Here is a 15570-nt window from a genome sequence, read left to right as displayed (position 1 = left end):
CGCGCGCCGTTCAGCCGAGCAGGTTGCGGGCCATCGCCGTGGTCACCGCGGCCGTGCGGTCCGAGACGCCGAGCTTGCCGAACGTCCGCAGCAGGTGCGTCTTCACCGTCGCCTCGCTGATGTGCAGCGCGCGGCCGATGTCCGCGTTCGTGCCGCCCTTCGCGACCAGGCGCAGCACCTCGACCTCGCGCGCCGACAGCGTCTGCGGCTCCGGGTTGCGGACGCGGTTGACCAGCTTGCCCGCCACCGACGGCGCCAGCACCGTCTCGCCGCGAGAGGCCGCGCGGATCGCGTTCGCCAGCTCCGTGCGGGACGCGTCCTTCAGCAGGTAACCCGACGCGCCGGCCTCGACCGCGCGCAGGATGTCCGCGTCCGTCTCGTACGTCGTGAGCACGACGATCCGCCGCCGGGGCTGCTCGCGCAGGATCCGCTTGGTCGCGCCGACGCCGTCCAGCCCGGGCATCCGCAGGTCCATCAGCACGACGTCCGGCTGCGCGACGCGGTCGAGCGCGACCGCCTCGTCACCGGAGCCCGCCTCGCCGACGACCGTCAGGTCCGGCTCGGCTTCGAGCATGCCGCGCAGCCCTTCGCGGACGACGGGGTGGTCGTCGACGAGCATGATGCGGATCACGCGGGGACCTCCAGGGTCAGTTCGGTGCCGTCGGCGCCACTGCGGAGGCTCAGCGTCCCACCCACCTGTTCCGCGCGGGACCGCATGCCCCGCAAACCGAACCCGGTGACGCGGTCCGGGTCGAAGCCGGCGCCGTCGTCCCGGACGTCGAGCCGGACCGCGTCGTCCACAAGGGACAGCCGGACGAGCACGGCGGCCGCCGTCGCGTGCCGCCGGACGTTGTTCAGCGCCTCCTGCGCCCCGCGCAGCAGGACCACCTCGGCGGCCATGGCCAACGGGGGCAGGTCACTGTCCACTTCGTACCGGACGGCCAGCCCGGTCTCGTCGCCGAGCCGGTCGGTCAGCCTGCGGACGGCGTCGACGAGGGAACCGCTCGTCAGGTCGTCCGGCGCGAGCGCGGCGACCATCGTGCGGGCCTCGGCGAGGTTCTCCCGCGCCGTCCGCGCGGCCAGCTCGGCGTGCCGCCGCGCGGCCGCCGGGTCGGTGTCCACTTCGGACTCGATGGCCTGGGCGAGGGTGACGATGCTGGTGAAACCCTGCGCGAGGGTGTCGTGGATCTCCCGGGCGAGCCGCTCGCGTTCGGTGGCCGTGCCCGCCTCGCGGGAGAGCCGGGAGACTTCGGCCTGGCTCTCTTCGAGCTTGGCGATCAGGTCGGCGCGCGCCCGGCTCTCCTCGATGACGTGCAGGATGAACTTGCCGGACAGCACCCCGAACACGACGAGGATCGCCGTCATCGGCAGCAGGATGTGCAGCACCGGGCCCTCGAGGCCGTCGTTGAGGATCGACGCCGCGGGGCTCAGCAGGATCGCCGCCGTGGTGAGCACCGCGGCCGGGCGGAACTCGAGCGTCATGAACAGCAACGGGCAGGCCATGAACAGGATGAAGCTGGCCGTCGTGTTGGCGAGCACCGCGACCGCGACCAGGGCCACGACGACAACGGCGAACGCCCACCGCTGCCGCGCGTGCCCGTCGTCCCGGACGATCCCGCGCCCCCAGAGCAGGTACGTCAGCACGAGCGAGGTGAGCGCCCCGACGGCGACGGTGCTGCGGACCGGATCGGTCTCGTCCAGCAGCACCAGCACCGTCGTGGCGACGTAGGAGACCGCGAAGAGGATTTCCCAGAGCCAGTTGAACCGGTCCCAGGCGTCGCTCACTTCCCGTCGGTCCACCGGAAGCTCAGCCGCGCCAGCACCAGCCCCGCCACGCACCAGATCCCCAGCACCAGCGCCACCCGCGGCAGTTCCCATGAGCCAGCCATCTCCATTCCGACCGCGCCGTCCGGCAGGAACACCGACCGGAAGCCCTGGCAGATCCATTTGAGCGGGAAGAACGACGCGATGTCCACCATGATCTTCGGCAGGTTCGTGATCGGCGTGACGAACACGCCGGAGATGAACTGCAGCACCAGGTACAACATCTGCACCACGGCCACCGCGCCGGTGGTCGACTTCGCGAGCGAGCTGAGCGCGATCCCGAGCAGCGTGCAGGACACGATGCCGAGCACGAACACCCAGAGCAGCGTCAGCCACTTCGCCGGGTCGGTCGGCAGCTTCAGCCCGAACAGCAGCGTGCTGACGGCGACCATGAGCACGGTCTGGGCCAGGCTGGACACCGCGACCAGCACCATCTTGCCGATGAAGTAGGACGCCGAGGGCATCGGCGTGCCGCGCAGCCGCTTGAGCGCGCCGGTTTCGCGGTCGGCCGAGACGCCGGTGGCGATGCTGTTGAACGACGTCGAGACGATGCCGGAGCCGATCATCCCGGCGGCGAGCAGCTGCCCCGACGTCACGCCGGCCAGCGCGGTCGGGCCGTCCAGGATGGAGCCGAGCAGGATCATGAGCACGGCGGGCAGGGAGAAGGTGAAGACCACCTGTTCCTTGTGCCGGAAGAACTGCCGCAGCTCGGTGCCGCCGCGGGCCAGGCCCAGCGCGAGCGGGCCTGGGAGGGCTCGGGGGTTTCGGGTGGCGGTGCCTCCGGATGGCGTCGTGGTCATGCCTTGTCTCCGATCAGGTCCAGGTAGATGTCCTCCAGGCTGGGCCTGGTCACGGTGAGGTTCGGCAGCTCGCGCCCGCCCGCGGAGAGCTGGTTGACGAGCTTGGTCGGGTACGCGGTGCGCTCGGTGTGCTCACCGCGGTCGTCGATCCACCGCACGGTGGCCTCGGCACTCGCCCGGCCGCCGAGGTTCTGCGGCGTGTCCTGCGCGACGATCTCCCCGCGAGCGATCACCGCGACCCGATCGGCGAGCGCCTCGGCCTCGTCGAGGTAGTGGGTGGTGAGCAGGATCGTCGTGCCCTCGGCGGCGAGGTCGCTGATCAGCGCCCAGAACTGCCGCCGCGCCTCGGGATCGAACCCGGTGGTCGGCTCGTCGAGGAAGAGGAGTTCGGGACGCCCGATGATCCCGAGCGCGACGTCGACGCGCCGCCGCTGCCCACCGGAGAGCGACTTCACCCGGGACTTGGCCTTCTCGGTCAGCCCGACCTTCTCGATCACCTCATCGGGATCGCGCGGGTCCGGGTAGTACTTCGCGAAGTGGTGGACGGTCTCGGCAACACTCAGCTCGGCGGCGTCGTTCGCGGTCTGCAGGACGATGCCGATCTTGGAGCGCCAGGCTCGCCCGGCCTTGCCGGGGTCCTCGCCGAGCACGGTCACCTCGCCATCGGTCCGCTGCCGGTGGCCTTCGAGGATCTCGACGGTCGTGGTCTTCCCGGCACCGTTGGGCCCGAGCAGGGCGAACACCTCACCTTGGGCGATGTCCAGATCCAGCCCGGCCACCGCGAGGTGACCGGGGTACTGCTTGCGCAGGCCGCGCACGCTCACTGCTGTGGTCATGGGTCCAGCTTGGTCCCAGGGGACGTTGATTCCGACCAACGCGCGACTGAATCCGGCTGTCCACCGATCGGTGGACAGCGCGGTCGGCGGGGGCGGCTTTCGGTGGTCTCACCTGCGGCGGGGTCGCGAACGGTCCTTTCGTGCCTTGCCGGGTGGGAGTGGCCCTTTCATGCCGGGCCGGCTTGGGTGCGAGTGGCCCGTTCGTGCTTTTCGGGCACGAACGGCCCGTTCGCGACGCCCCGACCCGGGCGCGAGTGGCCCGTTCGTGCCTGCACCTGCGCACGAGTGGCCCGTTCGCGCCCGCACCTGCGCACCAACGGCCCGTTCGCGACGCCCGGCTTCCCTCGAGACGCGAGTGGCCCGCTCGTGTCTTTTCGGGCACGAACGGCCCGTTCGCGACGCCCGGCCTGGCGCGCGAGCGGCCCTTTCGCGACGTCCCGCTTGCGCACGAGTGGCCCGCTCGTGTCTTTTCGGGCACGAACGGGCCCGTTCGCGACGCCCGGCCTGGCGCGCGCGACTGGCCCTTTCGCGACGTCCCGCTTGTGCACCAACGGCCCGTCCGCGGCTTTTCGGGCGCCAACGGGCCGTTCGTGACGCCTCGGCCCGTCACGAGCGGCCCGTTCGTGACGCCTCCCCAGTCCGGCCGGACCGGGGCGGCCCGTGCGCGCTGTCACCGATCGGTGGGCCGAGCCCTCGGCGCGGCGGCTTGCAAGATCGGGCTTGGTTTCCCGTGGAACCACAAAAACGCTGTCATACAAGGGAAATGCATGAAAAGCTGCTATCCGGTAGCCCCCGGGAGGGTGAAATGATCAGGCGACACTTGTTGACAAGTTGTCTAACATGACGGAATGCCTCACAAGTGGGTGACCGCCAGCGACGGTGTCCGCCTCTCGGTCGACATCGACGGCCGCGACGACGGGCCGACGGTCGTGCTCGTGCACGGCTATCCCGACAACAGCTCGATGTGGGATCCCGTCAAGGCCGAGCTGCGCGGCAACCACCGTGTCGTCACCTACGACGTCCGGGGCGCCGGGCAGTCGGACACGCCGTCGGGACGCTCGTCCTATCGGCTGGACCAGCTGGCCGATGACCTCAAGGCCGTCGTCGACGAGGTGCAGCCGAGCGGCAAGGTGCACCTTCTCGCCCACGACTGGGGCTCCATCCAGACCTGGCACGCCGTCACCGGCGACGGCCTGCGCGGGCGCGTCGCGTCCTACACCTCGATCTCCGGGCCGAGCCTCGACCACGCCGGCGCCTGGTTCCGGGCGCAGCTGACCCGACCGTCGCCGAGAAAGATCAAAAACGCGCTCACCCAGTTCCTGCACTCCTGGTACATCCTCGCGTTCCAGCTCCCGTTCCTCCCGCCGCTGCTCTGGCGCACCGGGATCATGCCCGCGCAGATCGCCCGGATGGACCCCGGCGCCGCGAAGCCGAGCACGAAAGACGGCGTCAACGGCCTCGAGCTCTACCGCGCGAACATGTTCACCCGGCTGAGCCGCCCGGTGCCGCGCAAAGCCGACGTCCCGGTGCAGGTGCTGGCCCCGACCGGGGACGCCTTCGTCACGACGCCGCTGCAGACCGAGATCGCCGAATGGGTTCCTGACCTGCGGGTTCGCCGGATCGTCGGGACGCACTGGGTGACCCGCGCCAAGCCGAAGGTCATCGCCGACGCGGCCGCCGAGCTGATCGAGTACACCGAGGGCGGCGCGGAGAGCCGGGCCCTGCGGAAGGCGAAGGCCAACGGCCGGTTCGCGCACCAGCTCGTCGTCGTCACCGGCGCGGGCAGCGGCATCGGCCGCGCCACCGCGCTCGCCTTCGCCGACGAGGGCGCCGACGTCGTCATCACCGACATCGATCCGGACGCCGCCGCGGCGACCGTGAAACTGCTGCGGGACAAAGGGGTTGACGCCGCCGAGTACACAGTGGACTCCAGTGACGGCCCGGCCGTGCACCGGTTCGCGGAGCAGGTCAAGGCCGAGCACGGGGTGCCGGACATCGTGGTGAACAACGCCGGGATCGGCATGTCCGGGTCGTTCCTCGACACGTCGGTCGAGGACTGGGAACGCGTCATCGACGTCAACCTCTGGGGTGTCATCCACGGCTGCCGTGCGTTCGCGCCGATGCTCGCCGAGCGCGCCGAAGGCGGCCAGATCGTCAACCTGGCGTCCGCCGCGGCGTACCTGCCGTCGAAGATCCTCTCCGCTTACGCCACCACGAAGTCCGCCGTGCTTACGCTGAGCGTCTGCCTGCGGGCCGAGCTGGCCGAACACCACATCGGCGTCACGGCCGTCTGCCCGGGCATCGTCAAGACCAACATCACGAACACCACGCGCTTCGTCGGAGTGTCCGAAGAGGAGCAACGTCGGCGGCAGAAGGAAAGCTCGAAGCTGTACGCGCGGCGCGGTTTCGGCCCCGAAGGCGTGGCGAAGGACATCCTGCGGGCGGTGGAAAAGGACACGGCCATCGCACCGTCCACTCCGGAGTCGAAGGTCGCGCTGGTCCTTTCGCGACTGACGCCGGGCCTGCTGCGGGCGGCGGCGAAGCTGGACGTCACGCCTTGACCGAACGCCGGCCGCGGCGGATGTCGCCGCAGGCGCGCCGCGACGACCTGATCCGCGCCGCGCTCGACCTGTTCGGGTCGCGGCCGCCGGAGCTGGTCACGGTGGACGACATCGTCGCGGCGGCCGACGTGTCGCGGCCGCTGTTCTACCGGTACTTCCCCAACCTGCGCGAGCTGCAGGTGGAAGCGCTGCGCACGGTCACCGACGGGCTGATCGACGGCCTCGCCGGGCTCGAGGAGGGCCCGCCGGAGGTGCGGCTGCGCGCGGCCGTCCGCGGCCTGATCGACGTCGCGGACAACTACCGCGCGGGCTACATCGCCTTGCTGCGCAGCGGTTCCGTGATCGCGACGTCGGAGACGGACGCCGCTGTCGACGCCGTCCGCAACCGCGCGGTCGCCCTGATCCTGGACGCGCTCGACGTCACGGACCCGTCGCCGTTGGTGCTGCTGACGCTGCGTTGCTGGACGGCGGTCGTCGAAGGCGCACTGCTGAGCTGGCTGCAGGAACGCACCGTCGAACGCGATGACCTGGACGGCTGGCTCGTCGACCAACTCACCGCGATGCTCGCCGCCACCGCCGCGCACGAGGTCACCGCAAGTCCGTGAAGGACTCCTTGAGGGACTTCAAGTCCCTCAAGGAGTCCTTCACGGACAACGGAAAGCGGGTCAGTGCTTGGTGACCAGTTCCCAGCCTTCGACGTCCTGCGGGGTGCGCGGCGCCGGGCCGACGTACTTGGCCGACGGCCGCACCAGGCGTCCGGTGCGCTTCTGCTCCAGGATGTGCGCGGCCCAGCCGGCGGTGCGCGCCGAGCTGAACATCGACGGCATCATGTGCGGCGGGACCTGCGCGAAGTCCAGGATCACGGCGGCCCAGAACTCGACGTTCGTCTCGATCGGGTGATCCGGACGGCGCTCGCGCAGCTCCTTCAGCGCGGCCTGCTCCAGCGCCGCGGCGACCTCGTAGCGCTCGGCGCCCAGCTCCTGGCAGGTGCGCCGCAGCACGCGGGCCCGCGGGTCCTCCGCGCGGTAGACGCGGTGGCCGAAGCCCATCAGCCGTTCCTTGCGGTCGAGGATGCCCTTGACCAGGCCGGCGGCGTCGCCGGTGCGTTCGACTTCTTCGATCATCGGCAGCACGCGCGCCGGGGCGCCGCCGTGCAGCGGGCCGGACATCGCGCCGATCGCGCCCGACATGGCCGCGGCGACGTCGGCGCCGGTGGAGGCGATGACGCGGGCGGTGAAGGTCGACGCGTTGAGGCCGTGCTCGGCGGCCGACACCCAGTAGGCGTCCAGGGCCCGGACGTGGGCCGGGTCCGGCTCGCCGCGCCAGCGGATGAGGAAGCGTTCGGTGATCGAGTGGGCCTCGTCGACGCGGGCCTGCGGGACGGCCGGCTGGCCGATCCCGCGGGCCGACTGCGCGACGTAGGACAGCGCCATCACCGAGGCGCGGGCCAGCTGCTCACGGGCCTCTTCGTCGGTGATGTCGAGCAGCGGCCGGTAGCCCCAGATGGGGGCGAGCATGGCCAGCGCCGCCTGGACGTCCACCCGCACGTCGCCGGTGTGCACCGGCAGCGGGAACGGTTCCGCGGGCGGGAGGCCGTGGCCGAACCGGCCGTCCACGAGAAGGCCCCATACGTCGCCGAAGGTCACCTTCCCGGCGAGGTCTTCGATGTCGACGCCGCGATAGCGCAGGGCACCGCCGTCCCGGTCGGGTTCGGCGATCTCGGTGTGGAAGGCGACTACGCCTTCCAGGCCCGGTCGGAAGCCGTCGTCGGGTTGGCCGGACGGCTGTGGCTTGCTGATCGTGGAGGTAGTCACTGTTTCGCGAAACCTTTCGGTGCGCTTTCTTCCCCGGCTGGTCGCGCTGACGGGATACGCACGGAAAGCGCGCACCATCGCACGGATGGATAGACCTTGCTCCCTCGATCGCCGGGGGGCAATCGAAAGAAGCGGTGGTTTCGGTCACGATTACGAGAACGATTCAGTCACACAGGCCGTCCGGCAGGAGAATTTTTCGCGACACACTGTGACGAAGCCCAGGTAAATCCTGTGTTTCCGAACCGGGCGCGGATGTGGTCCGGGTGATAGACCTAGCTGATGCACCTCAGTCCGCAGGAGCGGGACAAGCTGCTGATCCACGTGGCGGCGGACGTCGCGCGGAAGCGGCTGGACCGCGGGGTCCGGCTCAACTACCCGGAGGCGGTGGCGCTGATCACCGACCACGTCCTCGAAGGCGCCCGCGACGGCCGCACGGTCAGCGAGCTGGTCGCCAGCGGCCGGACCGTGCTCGGCCGGGCGCAGGTCCTCGACGGCGTGCCCGAGATGGTCGACTCCGTGCAGGTCGAGGCCACTTTCCCGGACGGCACGAAGCTCGTCACGGTGCACGACCCGATCGTCTGACCGCCCGCCCGTCGTGAGTGTTCAGGGCGGTTCTGACCGCCCTGAACACTCACGACCCCCACGTGAGAGGAGCCGGATGCGTCCAGGCGAGATCATCCCCGGCGACGAGCCGGTGGAGCTGAACCCGGGCCGCGAGCGCGTCCGGCTGCTCGTGCGCAACCTCGGCGACCGGCCGGTGCAGGTCGGCTCGCACTACCACTTCGCGGCCGTCAACCCGGGCCTCGAGTTCGACCGCGACGCCGCCCGTGGGCACCGGCTCGACGTCCCGGCCGGGACGTCCGTGCGGTTCGAACCGGGCGTCGAACGTGAGGTCGACCTCGTTCCGCTCGCCGGGGCCCGCCGGGTGCCCGGGCTGCGGTCCGAATTTTCCGGGGAGTTCTGAAATGCCGCAGATCGACCGCGAGCGCTACGCGGAACTGTTCGGGCCGACCACCGGTGACCGGATCCGGCTCGCCGACACCGACCTCCTGATCGAGGTCACCGAGGACCGTTCGATGGGTCCCGGCGGCTCCGGCGACGAGGTCCTCTTCGGCGGCGGAAAGGTCATCCGCGAGTCGATGGGCCAGGGGATGGCCACCCGCGCCGAGGGGGCGCCGGACCTGATCATCACCGGGGCCGTCATCCTCGACCACTGGGGTGTCGTCAAGGCCGACGTCGGGGTGCGCGACGGCCGGATCGTCGGGATCGGCAAGGCGGGCAACCCGGACACGATGGACGGCGTCGACCCGGCGCTGGTGATCGGTCCGTCGACGGAAGTGCTGTCCGGCAACGGGAAGATCCTCACCGCGGGCGGCATCGACTGCCACGTCCACTTCATCTGCCCGCAGCTCGTCGACACCGCGCTCGCCGCCGGACTGACCACTTTGGTCGGTGGCGGCACCGGGCCGAACGAGGGCACGAAGGCCACCACGGTCACGCCCGGCGCGTGGAACCTCGGCCGGATGCTGTCCGCGATGGACGGTTACCCGGTCAACGTCCTGTTGCTGGGCAAGGGGAACACCGTCCGGCACGAGGCGCTGCGCGAGCAGCTCGCCGCCGGCGCGGGCGGGTTCAAGCTGCACGAGGACTGGGGCACGACACCCGCGGCGATCGACGCCTGCCTCACGGTGGCCGACGAATCCGGCGTCCAGGTGGCGATCCACACGGACACGCTCAACGAGGCCGGCTTCCTGGAGTCCACTGTGGACGCCATCGGCGGCCGCTCGATCAACGCGTACCACACCGAAGGCGCCGGCGGCGGGCACGCGCCGGACATCATCCAGGTCGTCTCGCTGCCGAACATCCTGCCGTCGTCGACCAACCCGACCCGGCCGCACACCGCGAACACCCTCGACGAGCACCTCGACATGCTGGTGGTCTGCCACCACCTCAACCCGTCGGTGCCCGAGGACCTCGCCTTCGCCGAGAGCCGGATCCGGCCGACGACCATCGCGGCCGAGGACGTCCTGCACGACCTCGGCGCGATCTCGATGATGAGCTCGGACTCGCAGGCGATGGGCCGGATCGGTGAGGTCATCATCCGGACCTGGCAGACCGCGCACGTGATGAAACGCCGTCGTGGCGCCCTGCCCGGCGACGGCGCGGCCGACAACCTGCGTGCCCGGCGTTATGTCGCCAAATACACGATCAACCCGGCCATCGCGCACGGCATGGAGACCGAGATCGGCTCGGTCGAGGTCGGCAAACTGGCCGACCTGGTGCTGTGGGAGCCGAAGTTCTTCGGCGTCCGGCCGCACGTGGTACTGAAGGGCGGCTTCCCGGCGTGGGCGGCGATGGGCGACGCGAACGCGTCCATCCCGACACCGCAACCGGTCATGGCGCGCCCGATGTTCGGGGCGAACATCGGCGCCGCCCTGAGCCTGCACTTCGTCGCGCCGGAGGCCCTCGACAGCAACCTGCGGGAAACTTTCCGGATCACGCGACCGCTGGTCGCCGTGTCGAACACGCGCGCGCGGACCAAGGCGGACATGGTGCTCAACGACGCCACGCCGGACGTCCGGGTCGAGCCGGACAGCTTCGCGGTGCACGTCGACGGCGAGCTGATCGAGCCGCAGCCCGTGACCGAACTGCCGATGGCCCAACGATACTTCTTGTTCTGATGGATCTTTCGGCACTCATTCTCGCGGACTCCCGCTTCCCCGGCGGCGGGCACGTCCACAGCGGCGGGCTCGAAGAAGCGGTCGCGCGCAAACTGATCAAGTCCGAAAGGGACCTGCCGGGATTCCTTTCCGGACGGTTGCGGACGGCGGGCCTGCTGGCGGCGGTGTTCGCCGCGGCGTCGGCCCACGCGGCCGCGCGATCCGTCTCAAGTGGACACTGGTCCCGGTTGGACGCCGAGCTGGACGCGCGGACGCCGTCGCTCGCGCAGCGCGAGGCGTCGCGGGCACAGGGGCGGGGGACCGCGCGGGCCGGGCGGATCTCCTGGCCGTCCCCGGTGCTCGTCGCGCTGTTGGAGGAAACGCCGCGGCCGCACCACCCGATCGTCCTGGGTGCGCTGGTCGGCGTCGCGGGAGGTGCGCCGTACGACGCCGCGATGGCCGTGGCCTACTTGGCCGTGAGCGGTCCGGCGAGTGCCGCGGTGCGGTTGCTGGGGCTGGACCCGTTCGCGGTCAACGCCGTCGTCGCGCGGCTCGACCTGCGGTCGGTGTGCGAGACCGCGGCGGCGGTGGCGGGCGACGACCCGGCGTCGCTGCCGGCGCCCGGATCGCCCGGGTTGGATCTGTTCGCCGAGGCGCAGGCCCGGCATCACCAGGAAGAGGTGCGTCTCTTTGCCAGCTGAGCACGGTCACGGTCATGGGCACTTCCACGAGGTCAACTTCGACCCGACGGCCGCCGAACCCGACCACTACGACGCCGCGCCGACGGCCGGGCGCGCGTACCGGATCGGCATCGGCGGCCCGGTCGGCTCCGGCAAGACGGCGCTGACCGCGGCGCTGTGCCGGGCGCTGGGCGACGAGGTCAACCTCGCCGTCGTCACCAACGACATCTACACGACCGAGGACGCCGACTTCCTGCGCCGCGCGGGAGTGCTCGACCCGGAGCGGATCGAGGCGGTGCAGACCGGCGCGTGCCCGCACACGGCGATCCGCGACGACATCACCGCGAACCTCGACGCCGTCGAGCGGCTGGAGGAGAAGTTCCCGGGGCTGGACCTGGTGATCATCGAGAGCGGCGGCGACAACCTGACCGCGGTGTTCAGCCGCGGCCTGGCCGACAGCCAGGTGTTCGTGGTCGACGTCGCGGGCGGCGACAAGGTGCCGCGCAAGGGCGGCCCCGGTGTCACGACCGCGGACCTGCTGGTGATCAACAAGATCGACATCGCGCACCTGGTCGGCGCGGACATGGACGTGATGACGTCGGACGCGCACCGGATGCGCGGGGAGCTGCCGGTGATCACCCAGTCCCTTGTGGACACCCCGGACGCGCCGGCGGTCGCGGCCTGGGTCCGGTCGCTGCTCCCGGTCCGCGCCGGGTGAAGGCCCACGCCCGGCTGACGGCGTGCTTCGACGGCTCGCGCACGATCCTGCGCGAGCTGCGCTCGATGGCACCGTTGACGCTGTTCCCGCGCCGCGGCGGCGGCCGGACGGCGGTGGTCCACCTGGTCAACTCGGCGACGTCGCCTCTGGGCGGCGACGACCTCCTTCTGACGATCCGCGTCGGCCCGGGGGCGTCACTGCGGCTCTCCGGCGTCGCGGCGACGCTGGCGCTGCCCGGGCTGCACGGCGAAGGCTCACTGTCCACAGTGGATATCTCGGTGGCCGAGGGTGGCCGGCTGGAGTACCTGCCGGAGCCGACGGTCATCACCGCGCGAGCCCGGCACACCGCCGTGTTCCGGGCCTCGCTGGCGGACGACGCCTACCTGCACACGCGCGAGGTGCTGGTGCTGGGCCGGGCGAACGAGAAGCCGGGCACGCTCACGACGTCACAGCAGGTCACGCGGGGTGCGGTGCCGGTGCTGCGGCAAACGCTGACGATCGGGGACTCCACTTTGGACGCCAGCCTGGCCCACTTGGCGGGCCGCCGGGTCCTGGCCACGGACCTGGTGGTGGGCGGCCCGGAGCTGCCGGCGGCCTCGGGTGACTGGTGGTCCCGCACGCCCCTCGCCGCCGGCGGCACCCTCACCACTTCGCTGGCGCCGGACGCCGTCACGGCGTTGGCGCCCCTGTCGTGAGGGGCACCCTCAGGGACTTGAAAGCCCTGAGGGTGCCCCTCATGGCTTGCGGAAGCTCGGGTGCCGCCGTGTCGGGGTCCCGGGCGAGCCCACGGCACGCGAGTGCCGGGCCCACAGCGCGCGAGCGCCGGGTTGGCAGCGCAGAAGTTCCTGGCTGCAGCCGGGGCCTCGGCGGTGGTCGGCCTGGTCGTGAGGGGCACCCTGAGGGACTCGGAGTCCCTGAGGGTGCCCCTCACGACCGTCGGAAGCCGACGTGCCACCGCTCGCCGGGGAAGGCCCCCTGCGCCGTCCCCGGCGAGCGGAAGTTGTCGAAGATCGCGATGGGAAAGCGGTCGCGCGAGCGGGACGCGCTCGTTCTCGATACCGTGCGCCGGCGGGTTCGACGAGCGAATCCCGCGGAGCCTTTGGTAATGACGATTTTCACAAGTTACTCACCCGGGTAGGATCTGGCAATCCCTCGGAAGGAGGAGAGAACCGGTGGCTCGCACGTACGGCGGGGTCGCGCCCGAGCAACGTCGTGCCGACCGTCGCCAGCGGCTGCTCCTGGCCGGCCTCGAGCTGTTCACCTCCACCGGGTTCCGGCACACCAAGATCACCGAGATGTGCGCGCGGGCCGGGGTGTCGACGCGGAACTTCTACGAGGAGTTCGCGAGCAAGGAGGACGTGCTCCGCACCCTCCACGACCAGATCAACAGCCTGGCGCTCGCGCACGTCACCGCGGAGCTCGACAAGGTCGCCGAAGCCGACGCGCTCACCCGCATCTCGACGCTGCTCGACGTCTTCATCGCGACGGTCACCGTGGATCCCCGGATGCCGCGCCTCAACTACGTCGAGGCGGTCGGCGTCAGCGCCGAACTGGAGGCGCAGCACCAGGTGTGGGTCGACCGCTGGGCGAACTTCATCGCCGCCGAGGCGAACCGCGCCGCGGAACACGGCGTCGCGCCCGTGCGGGACTACCGGCTGACGGCGATCGCGCTGGTCGGGGCGGGTACCGGGCTGCTGCGCGAATGGCAGGCGCACGACCCGCCGCTGCCGGTCGAACAGATCGGCGCGGAGTTCCGCGCGATGATGTGGTCGGCCATCATGCGGCCGGAAAAGATCTTGGACATCGAGGGCAACCGCGGCGCGACCTCCGACGTGGAAGAGTCGAGCCGGGAGGGGGATCCGGGGGGACACCGGCGAACGTGAAGGGCCGTTACCAGCAGCGGACGCTGGTAACGGCCCTTCACGGACTTTACGGGGTGCGCGCCGTCGGAATGCCCAGGGAAACCGGGCCCGTCTCCTGGCACAGGTCGTGACAGCTGTTGTCGAGCGTGCAGCACAGCGAGCAGATCGGCCCGCTCTGCTTGGCGCAGTCGGCGACGTCCGGCAGTTCGTACGGATCACCGCAGACCGAGCAGGTGTACGTCGCCCGCAGGTCGACGTCCTGATCGGGCCCGGCGACCGTGTTCGGCCGGGCCAGGTAGTACTTCCCGCGCGTCACGACGGCCAGCGTCGGCACCAGCACAATCGCGATGACCAGCGCCAGCAACGGGCTGAACGCCGCCAGGAACTGCCCGAAGGCACCGAAGTACGCCGCGATCGAAACCGTCGAAGCGACGAGCATCGAGCCGAACCCGACCGGATTGATCTTGTGCAGGTAGGCCCGCTTGAACTCGATGTACTTCGGCGAGAGCCCGAGCGGCTTCGCGATGACCAGATCCGCGCACACCGCGCCGATCCAGGCGATCGCGACGTTCGAATAGAAGCCCAGGATCTTGTTGAGGAACCCGAACGCGCCGAACTCCATCAGCGCGAGCGCGATCCCGCAGTTCACCAGCACGTACCAGACTCGGCCCGGGTGCTTGTGCAGCACGCGGGAGAAGAAGTTCGCGAACGACAGCGAGCCCGAATACGCGTTGGTCGTATTGATCTTGATCTGCGAGACGACGACGAACAGCGCGGCGAACGTCAGGGCGACCGGGCCGAGGGCCGGTTTCACCGCCTCGACGTACGGCGCGATCGGCTCGAGCGCGGCCGTCTTGCCGACGACGCCGAGCGCGAGGAACGCCAGGAGCGCGCCGCCGATCTGCTTGGCGGCCCCGAGGATGACCCAGCCGGGCCCGGCGGCGAGCACCGCGGTCCACCAGGCCCGTTTGTTCTCCGTCGTCTTCTCCGGCATGAACCGCAGGTAGTCGGCCTGCTCGCCGATCTGCCCGATCAGCGACAGGGCGACACCCATGCCGAAGCCGAACCCGATCGCGGAGAACCCGGACCCGGCGCCTTCCGTGCCGCCGAAGGCCGCGAAGTCGGCGAAGCGGCCCGGCTCGCGGACCAGCACGACGACGAACGGCAGCACCAGCCCGGCGAGCCACAGCGGCTGCGTCCAGGTCTGCATCTTCGCCACCGCGCCCATGCCGTAGAGCGCGAACGGCAGGACGATCAGCGTGGCCAGGAGGTAGCCGACCGCCAGCGGGATGCCGAGGGCGAGCTCGAAGGCCTGGCCCATGATCGAACCTTCGAGCGAGAAGAAGATGACCGTGAAGCTCGCGTAGACGAGCGAAGTGAGCGTCGACCCGAAGTAGCCGAAGCCGGCTCCGCGGGTCAGGAGGTCCATGTCCACTCCGGACTTCGCGCAGGCGGCCGCGATGGGCACGCCGGTCGTGAAGATGACGACGGCGGCGGCGAGGATCGCCAGCACCCCGGAGGTGAAGCCGTAGGAGAGCACGATGCTGGCGCCGATCGCGAAGTCGGCGAGGTAGGCGATGCCGCCCAGCGCCGTCGTCGCGACCACGAACGGTGACCATTTCCGGAACGAATGAGCGGCGAAGCGCAGTGAGTAGTCCTCGCGGTTTTCGTTCGCCGCGAGCGGGGCGTACTGGCGTTGCGGTGGGACCGTTTCGGGAGTGCCTTCTGGGGCGTTCGACAGGATCTCGGTCATGCCTGCCTCCGGGGGTGGTGGGGAACGGGCCGAAAGATAGCCGCGTCCTTTATCGATCCCGG

At 70.5% G+C, this 15570-nt stretch carries 15 protein-coding genes; 9 read left to right on the top strand and 6 right to left on the bottom strand.

What is annotated here, in order from left to right; translation table 11 throughout:
- Positions 1-10 precede the first annotated feature (10 nt).
- From OHS18_RS25825 to OHS18_RS25810, 4 genes are read right to left on the bottom strand one after another with little or no spacing between them, the layout of a single operon-like run.
- Positions 11-631: a response regulator transcription factor gene (locus OHS18_RS25825; RefSeq protein WP_328448352.1), complete on the bottom strand. Its 621-nt coding sequence runs from the start codon at positions 629-631 to the stop codon at positions 11-13.
- Complete coding sequence (locus OHS18_RS25820) at positions 628-1785, bottom strand: sensor histidine kinase (protein ID WP_328612690.1); 1158 nt, start codon at positions 1783-1785, stop codon at positions 628-630. Before OHS18_RS25820 ends, OHS18_RS25825 begins: the two co-directional genes overlap by 4 nt.
- Positions 1782-2624: an ABC transporter permease gene (locus tag OHS18_RS25815; protein WP_328612689.1), complete on the bottom strand. Its 843-nt coding sequence runs from the start codon at positions 2622-2624 to the stop codon at positions 1782-1784. The genes OHS18_RS25820 and OHS18_RS25815 overlap by 4 nt, the downstream gene beginning before the upstream one ends.
- On the bottom strand, positions 2621-3460 hold the full coding sequence (locus OHS18_RS25810) for an ABC transporter ATP-binding protein (protein WP_328612688.1): 840 nt from the start codon (positions 3458-3460) through the stop codon (positions 2621-2623). Before OHS18_RS25810 ends, OHS18_RS25815 begins: the two co-directional genes overlap by 4 nt.
- A gap of 863 nt (positions 3461-4323) precedes the next feature.
- On the opposite strand from OHS18_RS25810, the gene OHS18_RS25805 reads away from it, so the two are divergent.
- Positions 4324-6021, top strand: a complete 1698-nt coding sequence (locus tag OHS18_RS25805) for an SDR family oxidoreductase (protein WP_328618578.1) — start codon at positions 4324-4326, stop codon at positions 6019-6021.
- A gap of 20 nt (positions 6022-6041) precedes the next feature.
- On the top strand, positions 6042-6626 hold the full coding sequence (locus tag OHS18_RS25800; protein ID WP_328618577.1) for a TetR/AcrR family transcriptional regulator: 585 nt from the start codon (positions 6042-6044) through the stop codon (positions 6624-6626).
- Between the two features lie 60 nt (positions 6627-6686).
- Here OHS18_RS25800 and OHS18_RS25795 read toward each other — a convergent pair whose 3' ends face one another.
- Complete coding sequence (locus tag OHS18_RS25795) at positions 6687-7835, bottom strand: citrate synthase 2 (RefSeq protein WP_328448359.1); 1149 nt, start codon at positions 7833-7835, stop codon at positions 6687-6689.
- A gap of 279 nt (positions 7836-8114) precedes the next feature.
- Between OHS18_RS25795 and OHS18_RS25790 the strand changes: the two genes are divergently transcribed.
- The 7 genes from OHS18_RS25790 to OHS18_RS25760 all read left to right on the top strand — a co-directional run bounded on the left by OHS18_RS25790 (position 8115) and on the right by OHS18_RS25760 (position 13776).
- Positions 8115-8417 carry an urease subunit gamma gene (locus OHS18_RS25790; protein WP_328448361.1) on the top strand — a complete coding sequence of 101 codons (303 nt, stop codon included), beginning with the start codon at positions 8115-8117 and terminating at the stop codon, positions 8415-8417.
- A gap of 76 nt (positions 8418-8493) precedes the next feature.
- Positions 8494-8799 carry an urease subunit beta gene (locus OHS18_RS25785; RefSeq protein ID WP_323324152.1) on the top strand — a complete coding sequence of 102 codons (306 nt, stop codon included), beginning with the start codon at positions 8494-8496 and terminating at the stop codon, positions 8797-8799.
- A gap of 1 nt (position 8800) precedes the next feature.
- On the top strand, positions 8801-10516 hold the full coding sequence (locus OHS18_RS25780) for an urease subunit alpha (RefSeq protein WP_328612687.1): 1716 nt from the start codon (positions 8801-8803) through the stop codon (positions 10514-10516).
- The gene (locus OHS18_RS25775; RefSeq protein ID WP_328448365.1) at positions 10516-11196 is read left to right on the top strand and encodes an urease accessory protein UreF; all 681 of its coding nucleotides are present in this window, start codon (positions 10516-10518) and stop codon (positions 11194-11196) included. Before OHS18_RS25780 ends, OHS18_RS25775 begins: the two co-directional genes overlap by 1 nt.
- Entirely contained in the window at positions 11186-11893 is a 708-nt protein-coding gene (gene ureG, locus OHS18_RS25770) for an urease accessory protein UreG (protein WP_328448367.1), read from the top strand. The genes OHS18_RS25775 and ureG overlap by 11 nt, the downstream gene beginning before the upstream one ends.
- Entirely contained in the window at positions 11890-12588 is a 699-nt protein-coding gene (locus tag OHS18_RS25765) for an urease accessory protein UreD (RefSeq protein WP_328612686.1), read from the top strand. The genes ureG and OHS18_RS25765 overlap by 4 nt, the downstream gene beginning before the upstream one ends.
- A gap of 477 nt (positions 12589-13065) precedes the next feature.
- Positions 13066-13776: a TetR/AcrR family transcriptional regulator gene (locus OHS18_RS25760; RefSeq protein WP_328448371.1), complete on the top strand. Its 711-nt coding sequence runs from the start codon at positions 13066-13068 to the stop codon at positions 13774-13776.
- A gap of 46 nt (positions 13777-13822) precedes the next feature.
- Here the strand turns inward: OHS18_RS25760 and OHS18_RS25755 are convergent, their stop codons facing one another.
- A complete protein-coding gene (locus tag OHS18_RS25755; protein ID WP_328612685.1) occupies positions 13823-15508 on the bottom strand; it encodes a purine-cytosine permease family protein in 1686 nt (561 codons plus the stop codon).
- Positions 15509-15570: the final 62 nt, after the last annotated feature.

The organism is Amycolatopsis sp. NBC_00355 (genome assembly GCF_036104975.1).
Classification (GTDB): domain Bacteria; phylum Actinomycetota; class Actinomycetes; order Mycobacteriales; family Pseudonocardiaceae; genus Amycolatopsis.
Note: the sequence above shows the minus strand (reverse complement) of the source record. Positions and strands in the feature narration are given on the sequence as shown.